Consider the following 20,070-nt stretch of genomic DNA (forward strand, 5'->3'; position numbering starts at 1 on the left):
GGATGAGCTTCGATTATGATCTCGTGGTCATTGGCGCCGGTTCGGGCGGCGTTCGTGCTGCGCGCATGGCGGCGACCTATGGCGCCAAGGTTGCCATCGTCGAGGAATTCCGGGTCGGGGGCACCTGCGTCATCCGCGGCTGCGTGCCCAAGAAGCTTTATGTCTATGCCTCGCGCTTCAAGGACCAGTTTGAGATTGCCGAAAGCTTTGGCTGGCAGGTCGATGCAAGTTTCGACTGGCCGACGCTTGTCGCTGCCAAGGAGAAGGAAATCTCCCGGCTCGAGCACGCCTATGTTTCCAATCTCGAAAAGCCCGGCGCCGAAGTCATTCGTGACCGCGCCGTGGTCACCGGTCCCAATAGCGTCCGGCTGATCAATGGCGACCGCGAGCTCAGCGCCAAGATCATCCTGGTCGCGACGGGTGCCCACCCGTTCATCCCTGACATTCCCGGCAAGGAATTGGCGATTACCTCCAACGAGGCCTTCGACCTGCCTTCTCTGCCGCGCTCGATCCTGATCGAAGGCGGCGGCTATATCTCGGTCGAGTTTGCCACCATCTTTGCCGGCCTTGGGGTCCACGTGACGCTGGTCTATCGCGGCACCTGCATCCTGCGCGAATTCGACATGGACATGCGCGTCGGCCTCGAGGCGGGTCTCACCGAGCGCGGCGTGCGCATCATCTACCAGACACGCATCGAGCAACTGGCCAAGACCGGCGACGACATCACGGCAACCTTCAGCGATGGGGTTTCGGCGCCGTTCGGCGCCATCATGTTCGCAACCGGCCGCCGGCCCAATACCAAGGGCCTCGGTCTTGAAGAGGCTGGCGTCAAGCTTAATGACAATGGCGCCGTCGAGGTCGACCGCTATTCGAAGAGTTCCGTGCCGTCGATCTACGCGGTGGGCGACGTGACCGGTCGCATCCAGTTGACACCGGTTGCCATTCGCGAAGGCCAGTATTTCGCCGAGACGGTGTTCAACGACAATCCGCAGGCGGTGGACCTGTCGCTGATCCCGACGGCCGTGTTCTCGGAGCCGGAAATCGGCGTCATCGGCCTCACCGAGATCGAGGCGGCGACGCATGGCGACATCGACGTCTACCTTGCCCGCTTCCGGCCGATGCAGAACACGCTGTCGGACCGCACCGAGCGCATGATCATCAAGCTGATCACCGAAAAGGACGGCGGCAAGGTGCTGGGCGTGCACATCCAGGGTCCGAGCGCCGCCGAGATGATCCAGATGGTGGCGATCGCCGTGGGTATGGGGGCAAACAAGGCCGATCTTGATCGCACCATCGCGCTCCACCCATCGGCCGCCGAGGAGCTCGTGACCTTCAAGGCTCCGACATATGTCTACCGCAATGGTGAAAAGGCCTAGCCCTTTGTCCCTTGGCACGGGGGCGGCGGCTTGCTAGATCGCCCGGCAGCCGAGTGAACCGGCACAAGCGAGATCAAAGATGACCACCTGGACCCCGAGCTCCTGGCGCAATAAGCCGATCAAGCAGGTTCCTGCTTATCCCGACGCGGCAGCGCTAGAAAACGCCGAGCGGCAGCTTGCGACCTTTCCGCCGCTGGTCTTTGCCGGCGAGGCCCGTGATCTTAAGTCCCGCCTGGCCGCCGTCTCCCGCGGCGAAGCATTCCTCTTGCAGGGCGGCGATTGCGCCGAAAGCTTTGCCGAGCATGGCGCCGACCATATCCGCGATTTCTTCCGCGTCTTCCTGCAGATGGCTGTGGTCTTGACCCATGGCGCGTCCAAGCCCGTCGTCAAGGTTGGGCGCGTCGCCGGCCAGTTCGCCAAGCCCCGATCGGCCGACACCGAAGTGATCGATGGCGTCGAGCTGCCCAGCTATCGCGGCGACATCATCAATGCCATCGAGTTCACTGAAGGCGCCCGCGTTCCCGATCCCGATCGCATGCTGCAGGCCTATCGGCAGTCGGCCGCGACGCTCAACCTCCTGCGCGCCTTCTCGACCGGCGGCTATGCCGAACTGACCCGCATCCACGAATGGACCATGGGCTTCATGAAGGGCTCCAATTGGGAGACCCGTTTCGAGGAAGTGGCGCGCAAGATCGACGACGCCATCACATTCATGTCGGCGCTCGGCATCAATCCGGACAACACCTCGGCGCTTCGCCAGACGAGCTTCTACACCAGCCACGAAGCCCTGCTGCTCGGCTATGAAGAAGCGCTCACCCGCCGCGACTCGATCACCAACAATTGGTACGCGACCTCCGGCCACATGCTCTGGATCGGCGATCGCACGCGCAACCCGGACGAGGCGCATGTCGAGTATTTTGCCGGCATCCACAACCCGATCGGCATCAAGTGCGGCCCGAGCCTTGCCAATGATGACCTGTTGCGCCTGCTCGACCGGCTGAACCCGACCGACGAAGCTGGCCGCATCACGCTGATTTCGCGCTTCGGTGCGGATAAGGTGCATGAGCACCTGCCGCGTCTGATCGAGACTGTGCAGAAGGCCGGCCGCACCGTCGTCTGGTGCTGCGACCCCATGCATGGCAACACGATCAAGGCCTCGACCGGTTACAAGACACGCCCCTTCGAGCGGGTGCTGACCGAAGTGCGCAACTTCTTCGATGTCCACCGCGAGATGGGCACCTATGCCGGCGGCGTCCATATCGAAATGACCGGCGACGATGTCACCGAATGCGTCGGTGGCGTTTCTGCCGTCACCGAAACGACGCTTTCGGACCGTTACAACACTTATTGCGATCCGCGCCTCAATGCGAGCCAGGCCCTCGAACTGGCCTTCCTCGTCGCCGAGGAAGTGCATGCGCAAAAGCCTGTGCGCGAACACCGGATGGCGGGCGAGTAACTCGCCATATGGTGATCTGGTGCTCGACGAGACGCGTAGCGCTACGGTTGTGGTAAGACTTGGTGGTGTAGGGGCCGACACGGAATGCTGACATCCTTGTTCCCCAATGCAAGCGAGGCAACGCGATCCCGTCTCGACCAAGACCCGACCATAAAGCTCTTCAACGACTTCGATTGGGCATCTACGCGTCTGGGCCCGATTCCGGACTGGCCCGAACGCTGCTGCGCGGTGCGGTGCGCACCATGGTTGTGGCGGCAACACCCATGGTCATGCTGGTCGGCGACGAGGGCGAACTGCTGTACAATGACGCCTATGCAAAGTTTGCGGGCAACAAGCATCCGCACATTTTCGGCATGCCGGCACTTCAGGCCTGGCCGGAGATTGCCGACTTCAACCGCGGCAATATCGAACGCGGCATGCGCGGCGAGTCCTGGACCTTGCAGGACCAGCACCTGCTGCTCGATCGCCATGGCACGCTCGAGCCGGGCTGGATGGACCTTTATTACAGCCCCATCGTCAGCGATGACGGCGAGCCCATCGGCACGCTCTGCATCGTGCATGAGACCACGGCGAGGGTTTTGACCGAAAGCGCCCTGGCGCGCAGCGAAGAGCGCCTCTCGATGGCGGTCTCCGGCACCAATCTGGTCGGCACCTGGGACTGGGACGTGCTCAATAATCGCGTCACCAGCGACGCCCGCTTTGCCGAACTTTATGGCATCGATCCGGAACAGGCGGCGCTCGGCCTGCCGATAGAAGAGTTCTTCAAGGGCATCCATCCCGACGATGTCGAGCGTGTCGGTCGCGAGATCGAAAAGGTGCTGACGGACGGCTCGCCCTTTCATTCCGAATATCGTGTCGTAACCGAAAGCGGCGTGGTGTGGGTCCTGGCCTCGGGTAGGCCGCGGCTGAATGAGCAAGGGCAGGCGGTTCGGTTCCCGGGCGTTTCGGTCAACATCACCGAGCAGAAGCAGGTTTCGGAGGCGCTTTCGGCCAGCGAGCTGCGCTTCCGCACGCTGGCCGACACCATGCCGCAAATGGTGTGGTCGACCCTGCCGGACGGTTTTCACGATTATTACAACGCCCGCTGGTATGAGTTTACCGGCGTTCCGGAAGGCACTACCGATGGCGAGGGGTGGAACGACGTGTTCCATCCCGAGGACCAGGCCCGCGCCTGGGCCACGTGGCGCCATTCGCTGGAGACCGGAGAGCCCTACCAGATCGAATATCGGTTGCGGCACCATAGCGGGCAGTATCGCTGGACCCTGGGCCGCGCCCTGCCGATCCGCGACGGGCAGGGCCAGATCCTGCGCTGGATCGGCACCTGCACCGATATCCACGAATCGCGCCATGCCGCGGACGAGCGCGAACTGGTGGCGCAGGAGCTCAGCCACCGCATCAAGAACATCTTTGCCGTGCTGACCGGCATCATCAGCCTGTCCGCCCGCAATCATCCCGAAGCCAAGCCGTTCGCCGATCAGCTCCGGCAGCGCGTGTTCGCGCTCGGCGAGGCACATGACTTCGTGCGGCCGCACAGCCATCTGTCGTCATCGCGGGACGGACAGGGCATGCTCTCGGCGCTGGTCGATCGCCTGATGCGCGCCTATCGGCAGGAAGATGAGCAGCGCGTGGTCTTTGCCGGCGACGACATCGCTATCGACGATGCCACGGCGACGCCGCTGGCGCTGCTGTTCCACGAATTGGCTACCAATGCCGCAAAGTATGGGGCGCTTTCCAGCGACGACGGCAAGGTGGTCATCACCGGGTCGGAAACCGAAGACGAGTACAGCCTCACCTGGCGCGAGACCGATGGCCCAGTGACGGTCGAGCCGGAAAAGCTCAGCGGCTTCGGCACGCGTCTGGTGCAGATGTCGGTCGAGGGGCAGATGCGTGGCAAGGTCGAGCGCCACTGGTTGCCAGAGGGGCTGGTCGTCGAGGTGACCCTGCCCAAGGATGCGCTCAGCCGATCGTCGCGACTGCGCTCGGCGCCGGACGCCTAGCTGGCGAGGCCGGCATTGCCGGAAAAGGTGAAAAGCTTGAGCTTCTTGGGCGGCTTGGCTTCTTCGGCTACGTGACGAGCTACCGCGAAATTCAGCACATCGCGAAGATCGCGCTCGGTTGCGGGCTTGGGCAGGACGCCTACGGTACCCGGCACCCCGTCTCCGAGTTGGGTCGGGTTGGCAGTCATGAACACCACCGTCACCCCATGCGTCTGCGCCAGGATCTTGCCGATCGTTGCCCCGGTCGGGCCGTCGCGCAGGTTAAGATCGACTAGCGCGATATCGGTATTCTGCGCCTTCGCCAATGCCGACTTCTGATCCGCCGCTATGCCGACGGGGTCATGGCCCATGTCGGCCACGACATACTCGATTTCGGTTGCGACGATGATCTCGTCTTCGACGATCAGAATTCGGTACATGAGGAGGGCATAACTTCGAAAACAATAACAGAGTACGCGGAACTCAACCTGCCGACGTTGGTTGCAGAAAATTCTCGCGCTGGCAGGCTTGTGAACAGATTATGACGCGAACGGTTACCAAAGCTGCAAGCTCCGGGCAATTGGCTTGGCTTGCTCTCACCCGGGTGAGAAGTTAAGTCTGCCCAGCACCTTCCGATTATCAGGCCCGCTCCACCGTGACCGATCAGCTCCGCATTGCCCTCGCCCAGCTCAATCCCAAGGTGGGCGATCTCCAAGGCAATCTGGCGCTTGCCCGTAAAGCGCTTGCTGACGCGAAGGCCGCCAAGGCGGACATTCTGATGTTCTCCGAGCTGTTTCTGACCGGCTACTTTCCGGACGACCTGCTGTTCAAGCCTAAGTTTATCCGCGATGCCGTCGAGGCGGCCCAAGAGCTGGCGCGCGAAACCGATCGCAGCGATGTCACGCTGATCCTTCCGACCATCTGGCAGGACAGCAATGGGCTCCACAACGCGGTGATCGTTGCCGAGAACGGCGAAATCGTCGCTGTCCGCCTCAAGCGCGAACTGCCCAACACCGACGTCTTCTACGAAAAGCGCTATTTCACCGCTGGCCCACTGGCTGAGCCGGTGACGATCAAGGGTGTCTCGATTGGCATTCCGATCTGTGAGGACATCTGGCACCAGTCGGTCTGCGAACACCTCGCCATGCGCGGCGCCGAAATCCTGCTCTGCCCCAATGGCTCGCCCTATTGGCGCAACAAGCAGCATGTCCGCAAAAATCTCGTCCGCGCCCGCACCGGCGAAGATCAGATCCCGCTGTTGTATCTCAACCAGGTTGGTGGCCAGGACGAGCTCGTCTATGACGGCGCCTCCTTCGGCATGGAGCCGGGCGACCGGATGGTGTTCCAGGGCAAGTCATTCGAGGCCGATTTCATACTCAGCACCTGGCAGCGCGGCGAGAAGGGTTGGACTTGCACGCAAGGCATCGTCACCGAGCTGACCTCGGTCGACGAAGCCCCCTGGCGCGCCTGTGTGCTCGGGCTGCGCGACTATGTGCACAAGAACGGCTTCAACCATGTCGTGCTCGGCCTTTCCGGCGGCATCGACAGCGCCGTGGTTGCCGCCATGGCCGTCGACGCCTTCGGGCCGGACAAGGTGCACTGCATCATGCTGCCCTACCGCTATACGTCCGAGGCCAGCATCAAGGACGCCAAGGAATGCGCCGAACTGCTCGGCGTGCGCTACGATGTGGTGTCCATCGGCGATCCGGTCGACCATGCGCTCGAACAGCTGGCGCCGATCTTCGGGGACCGCCCATCCGACCTTGCCGAGGAAAACATCCAGAGCCGCATGCGCGGCGTGGTGTTGATGGGGGTGAGCAACAAGCTTGGTTCCATGCTGCTGACCACCGGCAACAAGAGCGAAATGGCCGTCGGCTACGCCACCATCTATGGCGACATGAACGGGGGCTATAATCCGCTCAAGGACATGCTGAAGATGGACGTCTATCGCCTCGCCGCCTGGCGCAATGCCCATCTCCCCGGCGACAGTCTTGGCCCGTCCGGCATGGTCATCCCGCAAAACATCATCGACAAGGCGCCGAGCGCCGAACTGCGGCCGGACCAGAAGGACCAGGATAGCCTGCCGCCTTACCCGGTGCTCGATGCATTGCTCACGGCCATGATCGAGGAAGAGCAATCGGTTGCCGACATGGTGGCCGATGGTTTCGAGAGCGACCTCGTGCTGCGCATCCAGCGTCTGGTCAACATCGCCGAATACAAGCGCCGCCAGGCGCCTCCCGGACCAAAGCTTACGCCCAAGGCGTTTGGCCAGGGCCGCCGCTACCCCATCACCAATGGCTTCAAGGATACCGTCGTCGGATGAGCGTCACCGTTCGCTGGGCCCCGTCGCCAACCGGCCGCATTCACCTGGGCAATGCCCGCCCAGCTTTGCTGAACTGGTTCTTCGCCCGCCGCCATGGCGGCCGTTACGTGCTGCGCATGGACGATACCGATCTCGCGCGTTCGACCCGCGATTTTGCCGACGGCATCGAAGAGGACCTGAGCTGGCTCGGCGTCACGCCGGACCTTTTGGTCCGCCAGTCCGAGCGGACGGACCTCTACGACACCGCCCGTGACAGGCTGATTGCCGCCGGCCGGCTCTATCCCTGCTACGAGACCGAGGACGAGCTCGACCGCAAGCGCTCCCGCGCCCGCCTCCTTGGCAAGCCGCCGATCTACGATCGCGCCGCGCTTGAGCTTTCCGCCGAAGACCGCGCCCGCCTCGAAGCCGAAGGACGAAAGCCGCATTGGCGGTTCAAGCTCGACGGTCGCCCCGTGCAGTTCGACGATGTGATCAAGGGTCCGCAGACCGTCAACACCGCCTCGATGTCTGACCCGGTGCTTATTCGCGCCGACGGCTCCTACCTTTATACGCTGCCCTCGGTGGTCGACGACATCGACCTCGGCATCACCCATGTGATCCGCGGCGAGGACCACGTCTCCAATACCGGCACGCAGATCGAAATCTTCGAAGCCTTGGGCGGCCCGGTGCCGACCTTCGGCCACCACAATCTTCTGACCGACGCGCAGGGGCAGGGCTTTTCCAAGCGCCTCGGCTCACAGTCTGTCCGCGACTTTCGTGAGGAAGGCTACGAGCCTCTGGCCATCGCCACCGTTGCGACGCTCACCGGCACGAGCCTACCGGTCGAGCCCTATGCCAGCCTCGATGCGATCGCCGAGCGGCTCGACTTTTCCATGGTTTCGCATGGCTCGGCCCGTTTCGATCCCGCCGAACTCGATGGCCTAAATGCCAAGCTGCTCCACGCTATGCCCTACGAGGAAGCGGCTCCGCGCTTGTCATCCATGGGGCTCGAAGGAGAAGCCATCTGGCTGCTTCTGCGCGAGAACCTGGTCAAGTTCCCCGACATCGCGGAATGGTCGAAGATCCTCGTTGGCCCGATGGAGCCGGTGATCGCGCCCGAGGATCAGGATTTCCTGGCACTCGCCAAGGCGCTGTTGCCGCCCGAGCCCTGGGACGAGACGACCTGGGGGCATTGGACGGAAACGCTCAAGACCACGACCGGCCGCAAGGGCAAGGCCCTGTTCCTGCCGCTGCGCATGGCGCTGACCGGCCGCCACGATGGCCCAGAGCTTAAGAGCCTGCTTGTCCTGCTTGGGCGTAAGGCGTGTCTGGACCGACTACCCTGACCTTCTTGTCGCCGAACTGAACCACGCGCAGCGTCTCGGCCGGTGCCACATTGGCCGGACGCGCCGGCTCGCCCGGGCCGGCAGGACGGGGGCGGGGCAGGGGCACGTCGACCATGGCGAGATCGGTCACCGGCTGGGCGGCCACGGCCGCCTGTACCGGCACGACGCCGCGCGGATCGCGCAGGGGCATGGGAAAGCTCAGGCCATTGATGTCGAGCATGGCCCGGCTACTGCCATCGCCGGTGCTGGCCATGGTCACGGCACCGTTTGACGTCGGCGTCGCACGACAGCTGGCGCTCTCGTCGAAATCGTTGCGATAGGCAAAGGCCTGGGGGAGCGAGGTATACATCTGCCCCGACATGTTGCGCATCTGCTCGGGCTCCTGGCCCGGATTGTCGTAGAAATAAAGCTCGACGGGGGTATTGGGACATGACGCCTGGCAGGTCTGCGCATCGTTGCCGACATAGTCGGTCAGCGTCGAATAGCTAATGGGCCAGAAATAGCCGTCGCTGAGCCGCACGCAAACCGTGCGCACGGTCGAATAGCCCTGATACTGCCAATAGTCGCCGCCATCGACGAAATCGCCATCGGTGAAATCGCCTTCCGACGTGGTGCCGAAGATGCGGTCGAAGATCGACTGGCGCTCGCTACTGAAGGTCGCGCTGGAACCGGCATTGCAACCAAAGCGCGCCATTTCCTGGAGGATCGCCTCGCGCTGACCGGCCACGGCATTGGCAGTCTCGACCGATTGGCTGACCTCGGCATATTGCCGTCGCAGGTCGAGCACGTCGCGGGCAATGAGCTGGCACTGCTGCGTCAGCACCCGCCCGGCCTTGGCATCGTCGTTGCAGCCCTGGCGGATATACTGGCTTTCCGCATCCTGCACGGCGCGCTGTAGCTGACGCGCCGAATTGGTATTGCCGTCGATCTGGCGGAAATCGCCATTGCGGTCGAACTGCGCCAAGGCGCCCTGCAGCTGCGCGCATTGCGCGGCTTGCGCATGCGCCGCCTCGACGTCGAGCGCCAAAACGATCAGCGACAACAGGAGCAGGCCAAGAGCGCGCAGGCCGGTCGAAGAAAAAGCCACTAGATATTCCCGTCCATGGGCCGCAACCGTCGCGACCCTTTGGCCCTTAAGACATCGCTAGGACACATGGCAACATTATAGCTGTGCCCGCGACACCGTGGTAGCGCGTCCGGGTCACTGTCGAGAAGAAGCAGCACGAAGATGAAACTCGCGACCCTCCGCAACGGCCGTCCCGATGGACAGCTCGTGATCGTCTCCAACGACCTGAGCCGCTTTGTCTCGGCAGGCCGCATCGCGCCGACCCTGCAGGCGGCGCTCGACGGCTGGGATGCCTTGGCACCGGGCCTTTCTGCACTGGCGGCGCAGCTCGAGGTCGGCGACATTGCCGGGCAGGTGTTCGAAGCCAAGCTGGCCCATGCCCCGCTGCCGCGCGCTTTCCAGTGGATCGATGGCTCTGGTTACATGAGCCACCTTGAACGCGTGCGCTCGCTCAAGGGCAGCAAGGATGCGGAACTGCAATCGGTTCGCCCGCTGCTCTACCAGGGTGCCTCTGATTCGCTTTCTGGACCGACGGATCCGCTCCCGATCTATGGCGATGACTTGGCGCTCGATTTCGAAGCCGAAGTCGCCATCATCATCGGCGCCGTTCCGATGCGCGCCACGCGCGAACAGGCAAGCGCCGCTATCCGCCTGGTAACGTTGATCAATGACGTCTCGCTGCGCCGGCTGGTGGCCGATGATCTCCAGAATGGATTTGGCTTCTTCCATTCCAAACCTTCGACCGCCTTTGCGCCGGTCGCCGTGACGCTGGATAGCCTGGGCGAGCGCTGGCGCAACAATCGCCTTCATCTTCCAGTCCGCGTCGAGGTCAACGGCACCCTCTACGGCCAGCCCAATGCCGGCGTCGGCGTGCATTTCGATTTCCTCGACCTGATCGTCGAGGCTGCGCGAACCCGCAACCTTGCGGCAGGAACCATCATCGGCGGGGGCACCATCTCCAATGCCCATGACGAAACGCTACCGATCAAATCGAACGGCATAGGTTTTGCCTGTATCGCCGAGGCGCGAACTGCCGAGAAGGCCAAGTTTGGTGGCGCCCGCACGCCCTTCCTCAAGGCCGGTGACGAAGTCCGCATCTTTGCCGTGGACAACGGCAGCGCACCCGTTTTCGGCAGCATCGCGCAACGCGTCGAAGCAGGTAACATTCCCGTGTAGCCGTTGGGGATGACAGCCACACGTGAGACGCTTGGATTGTCGCCTCCAAAGCGATTGGGCGACCTTCGGGTCGCCCTCTTTTGTTTTGCGCTTGCTTTCTGCCGCAGGCCCGGCCAATCTCGTGCGCTATGAAGACCCCGTGCACCATTACCTGGTTCATTATTACCTGCTAACTCAAGCGTTGGCGGAGCGGTCTTCTTCATCCTCATAAAGCAAATGGATAGAGCCTCTCCCGCCAGAGCACGATTTCGTCTGGCCAAGAGACTTTCCGATGACGGCAAAGCCGCAGCTTTCGCTCTACAACACGCTCCATCGCGCCAAGGCGCCATTTACGCCGATGGATGCGAGCAATGTGCGGCTCTATGCCTGCGGCCCGACGGTCTATGACTTCGCCCATATCGGCAATGGCCGCGCCGCCATCGTCTTCGACCTGCTGTTTCGGCTCCTGCGTCACAGCTATGGCGCCGAGCACGTCACCTATGTGCGTAACATCACCGACGTCGACGACAAGATCAACGCCCGCGCCTTGCGCGACTTTCCCGAGTTGCCGCTCAACGACGCCATCCGCCGGGTAACTGAGACCACGGCTGCGCAATACCAGAAGGACGTCGCGGCCCTCAGCTGCCTCGAGCCGACGGTGCAACCGCGCGCGACCGACAATATCGAGGGCATGCAAAAGCTGATCACGACGCTGATCGGCCGTGGTCATGCCTATGTCGCGGAAGGCGAAGTGCTGTTCGCGGTCGACTCCATGGAAGATTATGGCCAGCTTTCCGGGCGCAATCTCGACGACAATCTCGCCGGCGCCCGCATCGCCGTCGACACGCACAAGCGCAATCCGGCTGACTTCGTGCTCTGGAAACTGTCCTCCGCCGACGAACCCGGCTGGGAGAGCCCCTGGGGCCGCGGCCGGCCCGGCTGGCATATCGAATGCTCGGCCATGTCGGAGCGTTACCTTGGCGAAACCTTCGATATTCACGGCGGCGGGCTCGACCTCATCTTCCCGCACCACGAAAACGAAGTCGCCCAGTCCCGCTGCGCCCATGGCTCGCACGCCATGGCCAATGTCTGGATGCATAACGGCTTCCTCCAGGTAGAGGGCCAGAAGATGAGCAAGTCGCTCGGCAACTTCTTCACCATCCACCAGCTGCTGGAAACCAAAGACTTCGGCGGCCGCAAATGGCCGGGCGAAGCGCTGCGGCTGGCCATATTGATGACGCATTACCGCGAGCCGATCGATTTCTCCCAGCGGCGCCTCGAAGAAGCGGTGACCCTGCTCGAAAAATGGGAACGCGCTGCGGGCGACGCCGAGCCGGCATCCGACTTGTCTCCAGACCTCGTCGATCGCCTCGCCCCGATGATCTCGACACGCCCGGCGCCATCGGCCGCATCCATGCCCTGTTCATGGACGAGGGCCGGGCCGCCGACGGGCTCGCGCTGGCTGCCCTGATGGGCATCCAGATCAAGCGCGAAGTGGCCGAGGACACCGGCGTCGCGAGCAAAGTCGCCGAACGCCTCGATGCCCTTAACAGCAAGGATTTCGCCAAAGCTGACGCCATCCGCAAGGACTTGGCCGAGCAAGGCATTGCCTTGATGGACTACAAGGATGAAGCTGGCCAGCGGCAGACGAAATGGGAGGTGAAGCGGTGATGCGCAAGCTCCTGACATCGGCTGACGCAACACATCGGTTTCGTGGCCTTCTTTAACGCGAGGAGACTTCCCATGATCGACCACACCGGCATCTTCGTTTCGGACTGGTCCCGCGGCCGCGCCTTTTACGACGCAGTATTCAAGGCGCTTGGGGGCAGCTGCATGTCGGAGATCCCGACCGAGTATACTGGCGGCTTCCATGTCTGCGGCTACGGTCGGGACGTGCCTGTCTTTTGGCTGAGCGAAAGCAAGGAGGCAGGCCCCGGTCGCCATACCGCTTTCGCCGCTCGCACCCGCGCCGAAGTGGACGCCTTCTATGCAGCCGCGATCGCTGCGGGTGGCAAGGACAATGGTGGACCCGGCATCCGGACCGAGTACAGCCCCAATTACTATGCCGCCTTCGTCTACGATCCGGACGGCAACAATATCGAAGCAGTGTGTCATGCCCCTTAGTGATGCCCATACCGGCGGCTGCCAATGCGGGGCGGTGCGCTTTCGCGTGACGCGCCTGGGGCGGCCGTCGATCTGTCATTGCCGCATGTGCCAGAAGGCGTTCGGCGGCTTCTTTGGCCCATTGGTTACGGCGCATAATGCCGTTTGGACTCGTGGGGAGCCCAAGTGGTTCCAGAGCTCGGATGCCGCCCGCCGCGCCTTTTGCGGCGAGTGCGGCACGCCGCTCGCCTATGAAACGCGCTTCGGCCTCGAACTGGCCATCGGCACCTTCGACGATCCCACCGTTGCCGCACCGGAAATACAGGTCAACCCGGACGACAAGCTGCCCTTCTTCGACACGCTGACCAGCATTCCGGTGCGGCACGAGGTCAGCGACGAGTGGCGCGACTTCATGGCCGGCATCCACTCCAACCAGCATCCGGACCACGATACCGAGGCCTGGCCGCCCAAGGGAGACGCTTGATGGACCGCGTGGATATCGAGGTGAGCGGCGGTTGCCAGTGTGGCGCGGTGCGCTACCATGCGACGCAGATGCTGGACAATGCCCATATCTGCCACTGCCGCATGTGCCAGAAGGCGGCGGGCAATATCTTTATCGCCCTGGTTGCCGCGCCCAAGGATGCCGTCACTTGGACCCGCGGCACGCCGGGACGCTTTCGCAGCTCAGAGCACGTCGATCGCGGATTTTGTGCACAATGCGGTACGCCGCTCTTTTATGAGACGATAACCGGCGACCGCATCAACTTCACCATCGGCTCGCTCGACCATCCCGAGCTGTTCCCGCCCAGGACCAGCGATGGCAACGAGGGCAAGGTGCCCTGGTTCGAGAGCATCCTCAGCCTTCGCGACAACGGTACGACCGGGAGCGGACCGGATGACGATGCCGCCTGGGCCGCTGCCATCGCAAGCAGCAATCGTCAGCATCCCGACTACGATACCCAAGTCTGGCCTGAGTAGACCATGTCCCGCACCCGCCTTTATCTCTTCGACACCACCCTGCGCGACGGTGCCCAAACCGCTGGCGTCGAATTCTCGCTCGAGGACAAGATCGCCATTACTGCGATGCTCGAAGAGCTGGGTGTCGACTATATCGAAGGCGGCTATCCCGGGGCCAACCCGGTTGACACGGCCTTCTTCGAACAGCGCCGCACCAAAAGGGCGAGCTTCACCGCCTTTGGCATGACCAAGAGGGCAGGGCGCTCGGCGGACAATGATCCGGGCGTGCAGGCGCTTCTTCAATCCCAAGCCGATGCCACCTGCTTCGTCGCCAAGGCCTGGGACTATCAGGTCGAGCTGGCGTTGGGCTCAACCACGGACGAGCATCTCGAAGGGCTAGCCGAGACGGTGCGCGTTGCGGCGGCGGCTGGCAAGGAAGTGCTGATCGATCTCGAACACTTCTTCGATGGCTATAAGGCCAATCCGACCTATGCGCTGGCCTGCGTCACGGCGGCCCTCGACGCTGGCGCGCGCTGGGTTGTGCTGTGCGACACCAATGGCGGCACGATGCCGTCGGAAGTGCGCGAAATCGTCGGCACGGTTCTCGAACATGCGCCCGGTGAAAAGCTCGGCATCCACCCCCATGACGATACCGGCCAGGCAGTGGCAAATGCGCTCGCCGCCATCGAGATGGGTGTCTGCCAGGTGCAAGGCACGCTCAATGGCTTGGGCGAACGCTGCGGCAATACCAACCTCGTGTCGCTGATCCCGACGCTCATGCTCAAACCCTATTATGCGCAGCGTTTCGAGACTAGCATCACCCTCGAGCGGCTCGCGCGCCTCACCCACATTTCGCGCGCCTTTGACGATCGCCTCAACCGCGCCCCGGCCCGGCAGGCGCCCTATGTCGGCGCTTCGGCCTTCGCCACCAAGGCCGGCATCCATGCGTCCGCTCTGCTCAAGGATTTTTCGACCTACGAGCATGTTACGCCCGAAAGCGTCGGTAACGAACGAAGCATCATGGTCTCGCAACAGGCTGGAAAATCCAATCTCCTGACCGCGTTGGCCCGTCACGACATCCGCATCGAAAAGGACGATCCGCGCCTTGAAAAACTGCTGGCCGAAGTCAAGCAGCGCGAGGCCTTCGGCTATTCCTATGACGGCGCTGACGCTTCGTTCTGCGTGCTGGCGCACGAAGTTTTGGGCACGCTGCCGAGCTTCTTTGAAGTCGAGCATTACCGGGCCATGGTCGAGCGCCGCCACAATGCGCAGGGCGAAGAAATGACGGTCACCGAAGCCGTGGTGAAACTGCGCATCGACGGCGAATTGCTGATGTCGGTGGCCGAAGGCAACGGCCCCGTCAACGCGCTGGACCAGGCCCTGCGCAAGGATTTGGGCAAGTATTCTGCGCTGATCGAGGATGTCGAACTCGCCGACTTCAAGGTGCGTATCCTGGACGGCGGCACGGGCGCGGTCACCCGTGTACTGGTCGAAAGCCGCGACGCTTCGGGCGAACGATGGGTCACCATCGGCGTATCGCCCAATATTATTGATGCGTCCTTTGAAGCTCTATATGAATCCATTACATACAAGCTGTTGAAAACAGAAGCGGCTCTGGGATCGACGGTAACGGCACATCGCCGGCCAGTGCTGGCTGCCGGCTGACTTGGATCTGTGGAGAATAAACTGGCCGAAACCGCTTCGAAACGACCACTAGCCCTGACCATCGGGGCGGCCGCGGTCACCTTAGTCGTTATTCTTGGCGTGTTGACCGGCCCATCCGTCGTCACCTGCTTCAATAGCCCTGATGGCATGGGCCAGTGTTTGCGCGGCCGAATGGTCGATGTCGGCCTGATTCCCGCGCCACCCGCTGCTGCAATTGCCGATACCGAGGCTGCGGACGATGCCGAAGCTGTTGCTGATGCCGCTACGCCTGAAGAGACACCCGCATCGGACGTGGCGGTAACGGACGAGCCGGCGCTCGAAGTTGCGCCACCCGCCGCAGCGGCGGCCGAGACGGTACCGAGCGCGGACGACGTCGTCACCGCAACCTTCGGCTTGCTGCGGGCCGAGCCCGATGGCTCCGTAGTCATCGCCGGCAGTGGCACGCCGGGCAGCGAAGTGGAAGTTTTTGCTAATGGCGAGCCGCTTGGCGTTGCGACCGTCGAAAACAGCGGCGATTGGGTCATCGTTCCCGAAGAGCCGCTGCCACCCGGCGGCCTAGAAATCACCCTCGGCGAAGCGGGCAAGCCAGGCACAGCCGACGAATCCTTCATCGTCGTGATCGACGAAGACAAGACTACCCAGCCGCTTGTCGTTGCCAGCACGCCGGGCGAAGCCAGCGAAGTGCTGCAGGGCCTGACAGCCCCGGCCGACATCGCGATCGCCCAAGCAGAAGCGGCCGACGAGCCATCAGCGGACCCAGCGGTCGCCGGGTCTACGCCTGACACCGAAGCTGCGCCTGAAGCGGCGACAGCGACAGTGCCGGATGCAGAATTGGCGGTGGAAGAAGATGCTGGCGAAACCACCGAAGCGCCGGGGTCTACCGCTGGAGCTCCCGAGACGGCCGAAGCGCCGGACGCTGTTGATGAAGCAGCGCCCGAAGCGACTGACGAGGATTTGGCTGTTGCAGCGCTGCCCGAGGCAGATGAGCCAGCCCCAGCCGTCGAGACTGGTGAGCCCGCAAACGCAACTGCCGAGACGCAGCCCGCCGCCAACGCCGGCAGCGAACCTGCTATTGCCTCGGTCGAAGAGCCTGCTGCCGCGCTAGAGGACGATCGGTCCGTTGCAACAGCTGCACCTCCGAGCGAAGTCCCGAATGAGCCAGAAACCGTCGACGCCATCATCGACATGCTGCCGCCCACGATCGACGCCATCGAAAAGGAAGGCGATCGCACCTTCTTCGCCGGTGCCGGACCTGAGGGCGGCACGGTGCGCCTTTATGTCGACGATCAGTTCGTCGCCGATGCCGAAGTCGCGGATGGACGCTGGCTGGTCGAAGCTGGGGACGTGCTCGACGATCCAAGCCAGCGCGTCCGCGTGGACCTTCTGCGCGAGGGGTCTGCCGAGGTCGCTGCCCGGGCCGAGGTGAACTTCGTCGTTGAACTCCCCGAGGCAGAAGAGCCGATTGCCGTTGCCCAGGCCGAACAGGAACAGGAGCCGCAACCGGCTCCCGAGGCCGCTGCTGATTCGCCGTCATCGACGGCATCGGCAACGTCATCTGAGTCAACGTCGGCCACCGAACCAGCAACGCCTGCTCAGCCGGCGGCAACGCCGGAGCAGCCTGCTGCCCCGGCACAGCCCGAAACGGCACAGGCTAATTCACCAGCAGCACCGGCGGTAGAACCGACGCCAACGTCGCCGGCGAACCAGCCGCAGTCTGCCGGTCAGTCTACCCAAGCGGCAGCAGAGCCAGACGAACCGGCTAGTTCTGTTGGTACTACGGAGCCCGAACCGGTCCCGGAACCAATCGTCACTGCAGAAGCGACCACGCCGCCGCCTGACTCGGAAGAGCCGGCTCAGACCAGTGTGCCTCCTGAACCCATTGCAGAGACGGCACCGGCTAATGCGCCGACAGCAAGCCCGGCACCAGCGCAGGCGGTGCCCGCAGAGGCCGACCCAGTTGCCGAGCCTGAACCTGCGGTTAGCCCTGAGCCGGCCGTCGAGCCGCAGCCAGAAGCACAGCCGCAGCCACAAGCCGCGCCGCAAACCGTTGCCCAGCCTGAACCTGAGGTGCCCACCATGGTGGCGGTGTCGCTCGGCGATCCGGAAGCGCAGCGATTTGCGTCCGGCAAGGCCATTATCCGCCGCGGCGACAATCTGTGGACGATCGCGCGTCGCGTCTACGGCGAAGGCATCAAGTACACCACGATCTACGATGCCAATACCGGACAGATTCGCGACCCGGATCGCATCTATCCGGGTCAGGTTTTCGACCTGCCCGAAGAGTTGCAATAATCGCAAACGGCGCCTGCGGGCGCCGTTTCCCATGGGGATTGACCTTTGCAGGCAAACTCACCATGTTCCATCGTAATCCACCGATCAAGCATGAGCCCGGGCGTTTCGCGCGCCTCGATCATGCGCAGACAAGCGGCGCCCATGCGTGACGACGACATTGCCAATATTATGCGGGCCTTGGGCCATCCGGTCCGGCTCGAAATTTTGCGGATCCTCGCCAGCCAGCAGGGTCAATGCTGCTGTGGCGATGTGACCGAAAGCCTGACGCTTGCCCAGTCGACGGTGTCCCAGCACATCAAGGTCTTGCTCGATGCCGGGCTGATCGAGCGCAAGGCGCAGGGCACGCGCAACCGCTACTGCATCAGTCACGACAAGCTTGGTGAACTCAATTCCGCTTTCGGCGGTCTACTCGAGGGGCTCGCCCCGCTCGTTGCGAGCAAGGAAGCGGAACCCGCCTGATGTCCCTAGACAATTCTGGAAAGAAGCCGTCCGTCAGCGCGGACGAAGGCTCCGTATTCTCCACAGTTCGCAATCTTTGGCCCTATATGTGGCCCGATGGGCGGCCTGATCTTAAGCTTCGCGTGAGCCTCGCGATCGCTGCGCTGCTCGCCAGCAAGGTAGCGACCACGCTGGTGCCCTTCGCCTATAAGGGCATCATCGATAGCCTTGATGGCTCGACGCCCAATACGGCGCTGATCCTCGGCATGGCCGTGCCGATCGTCCTCGTCATCGCCTATGTGATGGGCAACATCATCGATGCCGGCTTCCAGCAGCTGCGCGACGTGCTTTTCGCCAGCGTGGGCCAGCATGCCGTGCGCAAGCTGGCGCTGCAGACCTTCCACCACATGCATCGCTTGTCGCTGCGCTTTCACCTGCAGCGGCGCACCGGTGGGTTGTCCCGCGTCATCGAGCGCGGCACCAAGGGCATCGAAACGGTGGTGCGTTTCGCCATGCTCAACATCGCGCCGACCATCGTCGAGTTTGTGGTGGTTGCGATCATCTTCGTCTGGCTGTTTGGGATCAGCTATCTCGGCGTCCTGGTGGTGATGATCTGGGCCTATCTTTATTTCACCATCAAAGCCTCGAACTGGCGCATCGCCATCCGTCGCGAGATGAACGACAGCGATACCGACGCCAACGGCAAGGCCATCGACAGCCTCCTCAACTTCGAAACGGTAAAATATTTCGCCAACGAGAAGATGGAGGCCGATCGCTTCGACAGGGCCATGGCCGGCTACGAGCGCTCCGCCATCCGCATCTGGACCTCGCTGGGCTTCCTCAATTTCGGCCAGGCGATCATCTTCTACGCCGGCTTTCTGATCATCTCGATCATGTCGATCATGGGCGTGATGAACGGCACGCTAACGCTAGGCGACTTCGTCCTGCTCAACACTTTCCTGATGCAGATCTACCGGCCGCTCAACTTCATCGGCTTCGTTTATCGCGAATTGCGGCAGGGCCTGACTGACATTGAAGAAATGTTCAAGCTGCTCGATCGCGATCCGGAAATCACCGACAAGCCCGGCGCGGGGCAGCTCGAAATCACCGGCCCGGTCATCCGCTTCGAGGACGTGCATTTTCACTACGATCCCGATCGCCCGATCCTTAGAGGCGTGAGCTTCGAGGTGCCAGCTGGCAAGACCGTCGCTATCGTGGGACCGACGGGCGCCGGCAAATCGACGATCTCGCGCCTCTTGTTCCGCTTCTATGACGTGGTTGGCGGCCGCATCACCATCGACGGGCAGGACCTGCGCGATGTGACGCAGGAGAGCCTGCGCTCAGCCATAGGCATGGTGCCGCAGGACACGGTGCTCTTCAACGACACCATCGGCTACAATATCGAATACGGGCGTCCCGGCGCCTCCGAAGAGGGAATCAAGCAAGCCGCTGCGATGGCGCAGGTCGGCACCTTTATCGAGGCTTTGCCCAGGGGCTATGACACGCCGGTCGGCGAGCGGGGGCTGAAGCTGTCCGGCGGCGAGAAGCAGCGTGTCGCCATCGCGCGCACCATCCTCAAGTCGCCCTCGATCCTGATCCTCGACGAGGCTACTTCAGCGCTCGACACCAAGACTGAACGCGACATCCAGCAGGCGCTCGACGTTGTTTCGCGCAATCGCACCACCGTGGTGATCGCCCACCGTCTGTCGACCGTCGTCAATGCTGACGAAATTCTAGTGCTGCGCGAAGGCCAGGTCGCCGAACGCGGCAGCCACTTCCACCTCCTCGCCCAGGACGGTCTTTACGCCCAGATGTGGAACCGCCAGCGTGAAGCCAGCGAAGCGGCCGAGCGCCTGGCTCAGACCCAGGACGACCCTGATGGCTTCGTGAAGCGCGGCGCGCCTGCGGCGGAGTAGGACGCCAGCAACCACCAACAAA

At 62.9% G+C, this 20,070-nt stretch carries 15 protein-coding genes and 1 pseudogene; 14 read left to right on the forward strand and 2 right to left on the reverse strand.

All coding sequences use genetic code 11. From position 1 onward, the window contains the following. The first annotated feature begins 2 nt into the window (after window positions 1–2). The 3 genes from gor to G5575_RS14690 all read left to right on the forward strand — a co-directional run bounded on the left by gor (window position 3) and on the right by G5575_RS14690 (window position 4,829). A complete protein-coding gene (gene gor / locus G5575_RS14680) occupies window positions 3–1,376 on the forward strand; it encodes a glutathione-disulfide reductase (RefSeq protein WP_164534988.1) in 1,374 nt (457 codons plus the stop codon). A gap of 79 nt (window positions 1,377–1,455) precedes the next feature. Further along, window positions 1,456–2,832: a class II 3-deoxy-7-phosphoheptulonate synthase gene (locus G5575_RS14685; protein WP_164534989.1), complete on the forward strand. Its 1,377-nt coding sequence runs from the start codon at window positions 1,456–1,458 to the stop codon at window positions 2,830–2,832. 173 nt (window positions 2,833–3,005) lie between these two features. Next, window positions 3,006–4,829 (forward strand): PAS domain-containing sensor histidine kinase, encoded by a 1,824-nt coding sequence (locus tag G5575_RS14690; protein WP_207633161.1) that lies wholly within the window; start codon window positions 3,006–3,008, stop codon window positions 4,827–4,829. On the opposite strand, the gene G5575_RS14695 is transcribed toward G5575_RS14690, so the two are convergent. After that, window positions 4,826–5,320 carry a response regulator gene (locus G5575_RS14695; RefSeq protein WP_328766313.1) on the reverse strand — a complete coding sequence of 165 codons (495 nt, stop codon included), beginning with the start codon at window positions 5,318–5,320 and terminating at the stop codon, window positions 4,826–4,828. The genes G5575_RS14690 and G5575_RS14695 overlap by 4 nt on opposite strands. A gap of 143 nt (window positions 5,321–5,463) precedes the next feature. On the opposite strand from G5575_RS14695, the gene G5575_RS14700 reads away from it, so the two are divergent. Then, complete coding sequence (locus tag G5575_RS14700) at window positions 5,464–7,131, forward strand: NAD+ synthase (RefSeq protein ID WP_164534991.1); 1,668 nt, start codon at window positions 5,464–5,466, stop codon at window positions 7,129–7,131. Then, entirely contained in the window at window positions 7,128–8,456 is a 1,329-nt protein-coding gene (gene gltX / locus G5575_RS14705) for a glutamate--tRNA ligase (protein WP_164534992.1), read from the forward strand. Before G5575_RS14700 ends, gltX begins: the two co-directional genes overlap by 4 nt. Here gltX and G5575_RS14710 read toward each other — a convergent pair. Continuing rightward, window positions 8,401–9,543, reverse strand: a complete 1,143-nt coding sequence (locus G5575_RS14710; RefSeq protein WP_164534993.1) for a DUF2865 domain-containing protein — start codon at window positions 9,541–9,543, stop codon at window positions 8,401–8,403. The genes gltX and G5575_RS14710 overlap by 56 nt on opposite strands. A 141-nt stretch (window positions 9,544–9,684) precedes the next feature. Between G5575_RS14710 and G5575_RS14715 the strand changes: the two genes are divergently transcribed. From G5575_RS14715 to G5575_RS14755, 9 genes and pseudogenes are all read left to right on the forward strand, one after another. Further along, window positions 9,685–10,698, forward strand: a complete 1,014-nt coding sequence (locus tag G5575_RS14715) for a fumarylacetoacetate hydrolase family protein (protein ID WP_164534994.1) — start codon at window positions 9,685–9,687, stop codon at window positions 10,696–10,698. A 271-nt stretch (window positions 10,699–10,969) separates the two neighbouring features. Next, window positions 10,970–12,348, forward strand: a pseudogene (gene cysS, locus G5575_RS14720) (cysteine--tRNA ligase). 72 nt (window positions 12,349–12,420) lie between these two features. Then, a complete protein-coding gene (locus G5575_RS14725) occupies window positions 12,421–12,801 on the forward strand; it encodes a VOC family protein (protein WP_164534995.1) in 381 nt (126 codons plus the stop codon). Further along, on the forward strand, window positions 12,791–13,264 hold the full coding sequence (locus tag G5575_RS14730; RefSeq protein WP_164534996.1) for a GFA family protein: 474 nt from the start codon (window positions 12,791–12,793) through the stop codon (window positions 13,262–13,264). Before G5575_RS14725 ends, G5575_RS14730 begins: the two co-directional genes overlap by 11 nt. Further along, window positions 13,264–13,758 (forward strand): GFA family protein, encoded by a 495-nt coding sequence (locus G5575_RS14735; protein WP_164534997.1) that lies wholly within the window; start codon window positions 13,264–13,266, stop codon window positions 13,756–13,758. Before G5575_RS14730 ends, G5575_RS14735 begins: the two co-directional genes overlap by 1 nt. A gap of 3 nt (window positions 13,759–13,761) precedes the next feature. Beyond that, complete coding sequence (cimA, locus tag G5575_RS14740; protein WP_164534998.1) at window positions 13,762–15,402, forward strand: citramalate synthase; 1,641 nt, start codon at window positions 13,762–13,764, stop codon at window positions 15,400–15,402. Between the two features lie 9 nt (window positions 15,403–15,411). Then, entirely contained in the window at window positions 15,412–17,694 is a 2,283-nt protein-coding gene (locus tag G5575_RS21850; RefSeq protein WP_164534999.1) for a LysM peptidoglycan-binding domain-containing protein, read from the forward strand. Between the two features lie 90 nt (window positions 17,695–17,784). Continuing rightward, window positions 17,785–18,153, forward strand: a complete 369-nt coding sequence (locus tag G5575_RS14750) for an ArsR/SmtB family transcription factor (protein ID WP_164535000.1) — start codon at window positions 17,785–17,787, stop codon at window positions 18,151–18,153. Beyond that, on the forward strand, window positions 18,153–20,048 hold the full coding sequence (locus G5575_RS14755; protein ID WP_164535001.1) for an ABCB family ABC transporter ATP-binding protein/permease: 1,896 nt from the start codon (window positions 18,153–18,155) through the stop codon (window positions 20,046–20,048). Before G5575_RS14750 ends, G5575_RS14755 begins: the two co-directional genes overlap by 1 nt. Window positions 20,049–20,070: the final 22 nt, after the last annotated feature.

It is taken from the genome of Devosia aurantiaca, from assembly GCF_011058215.1.
GTDB classification, from domain to species: Bacteria; Pseudomonadota; Alphaproteobacteria; order Rhizobiales; family Devosiaceae; genus Devosia; species Devosia aurantiaca.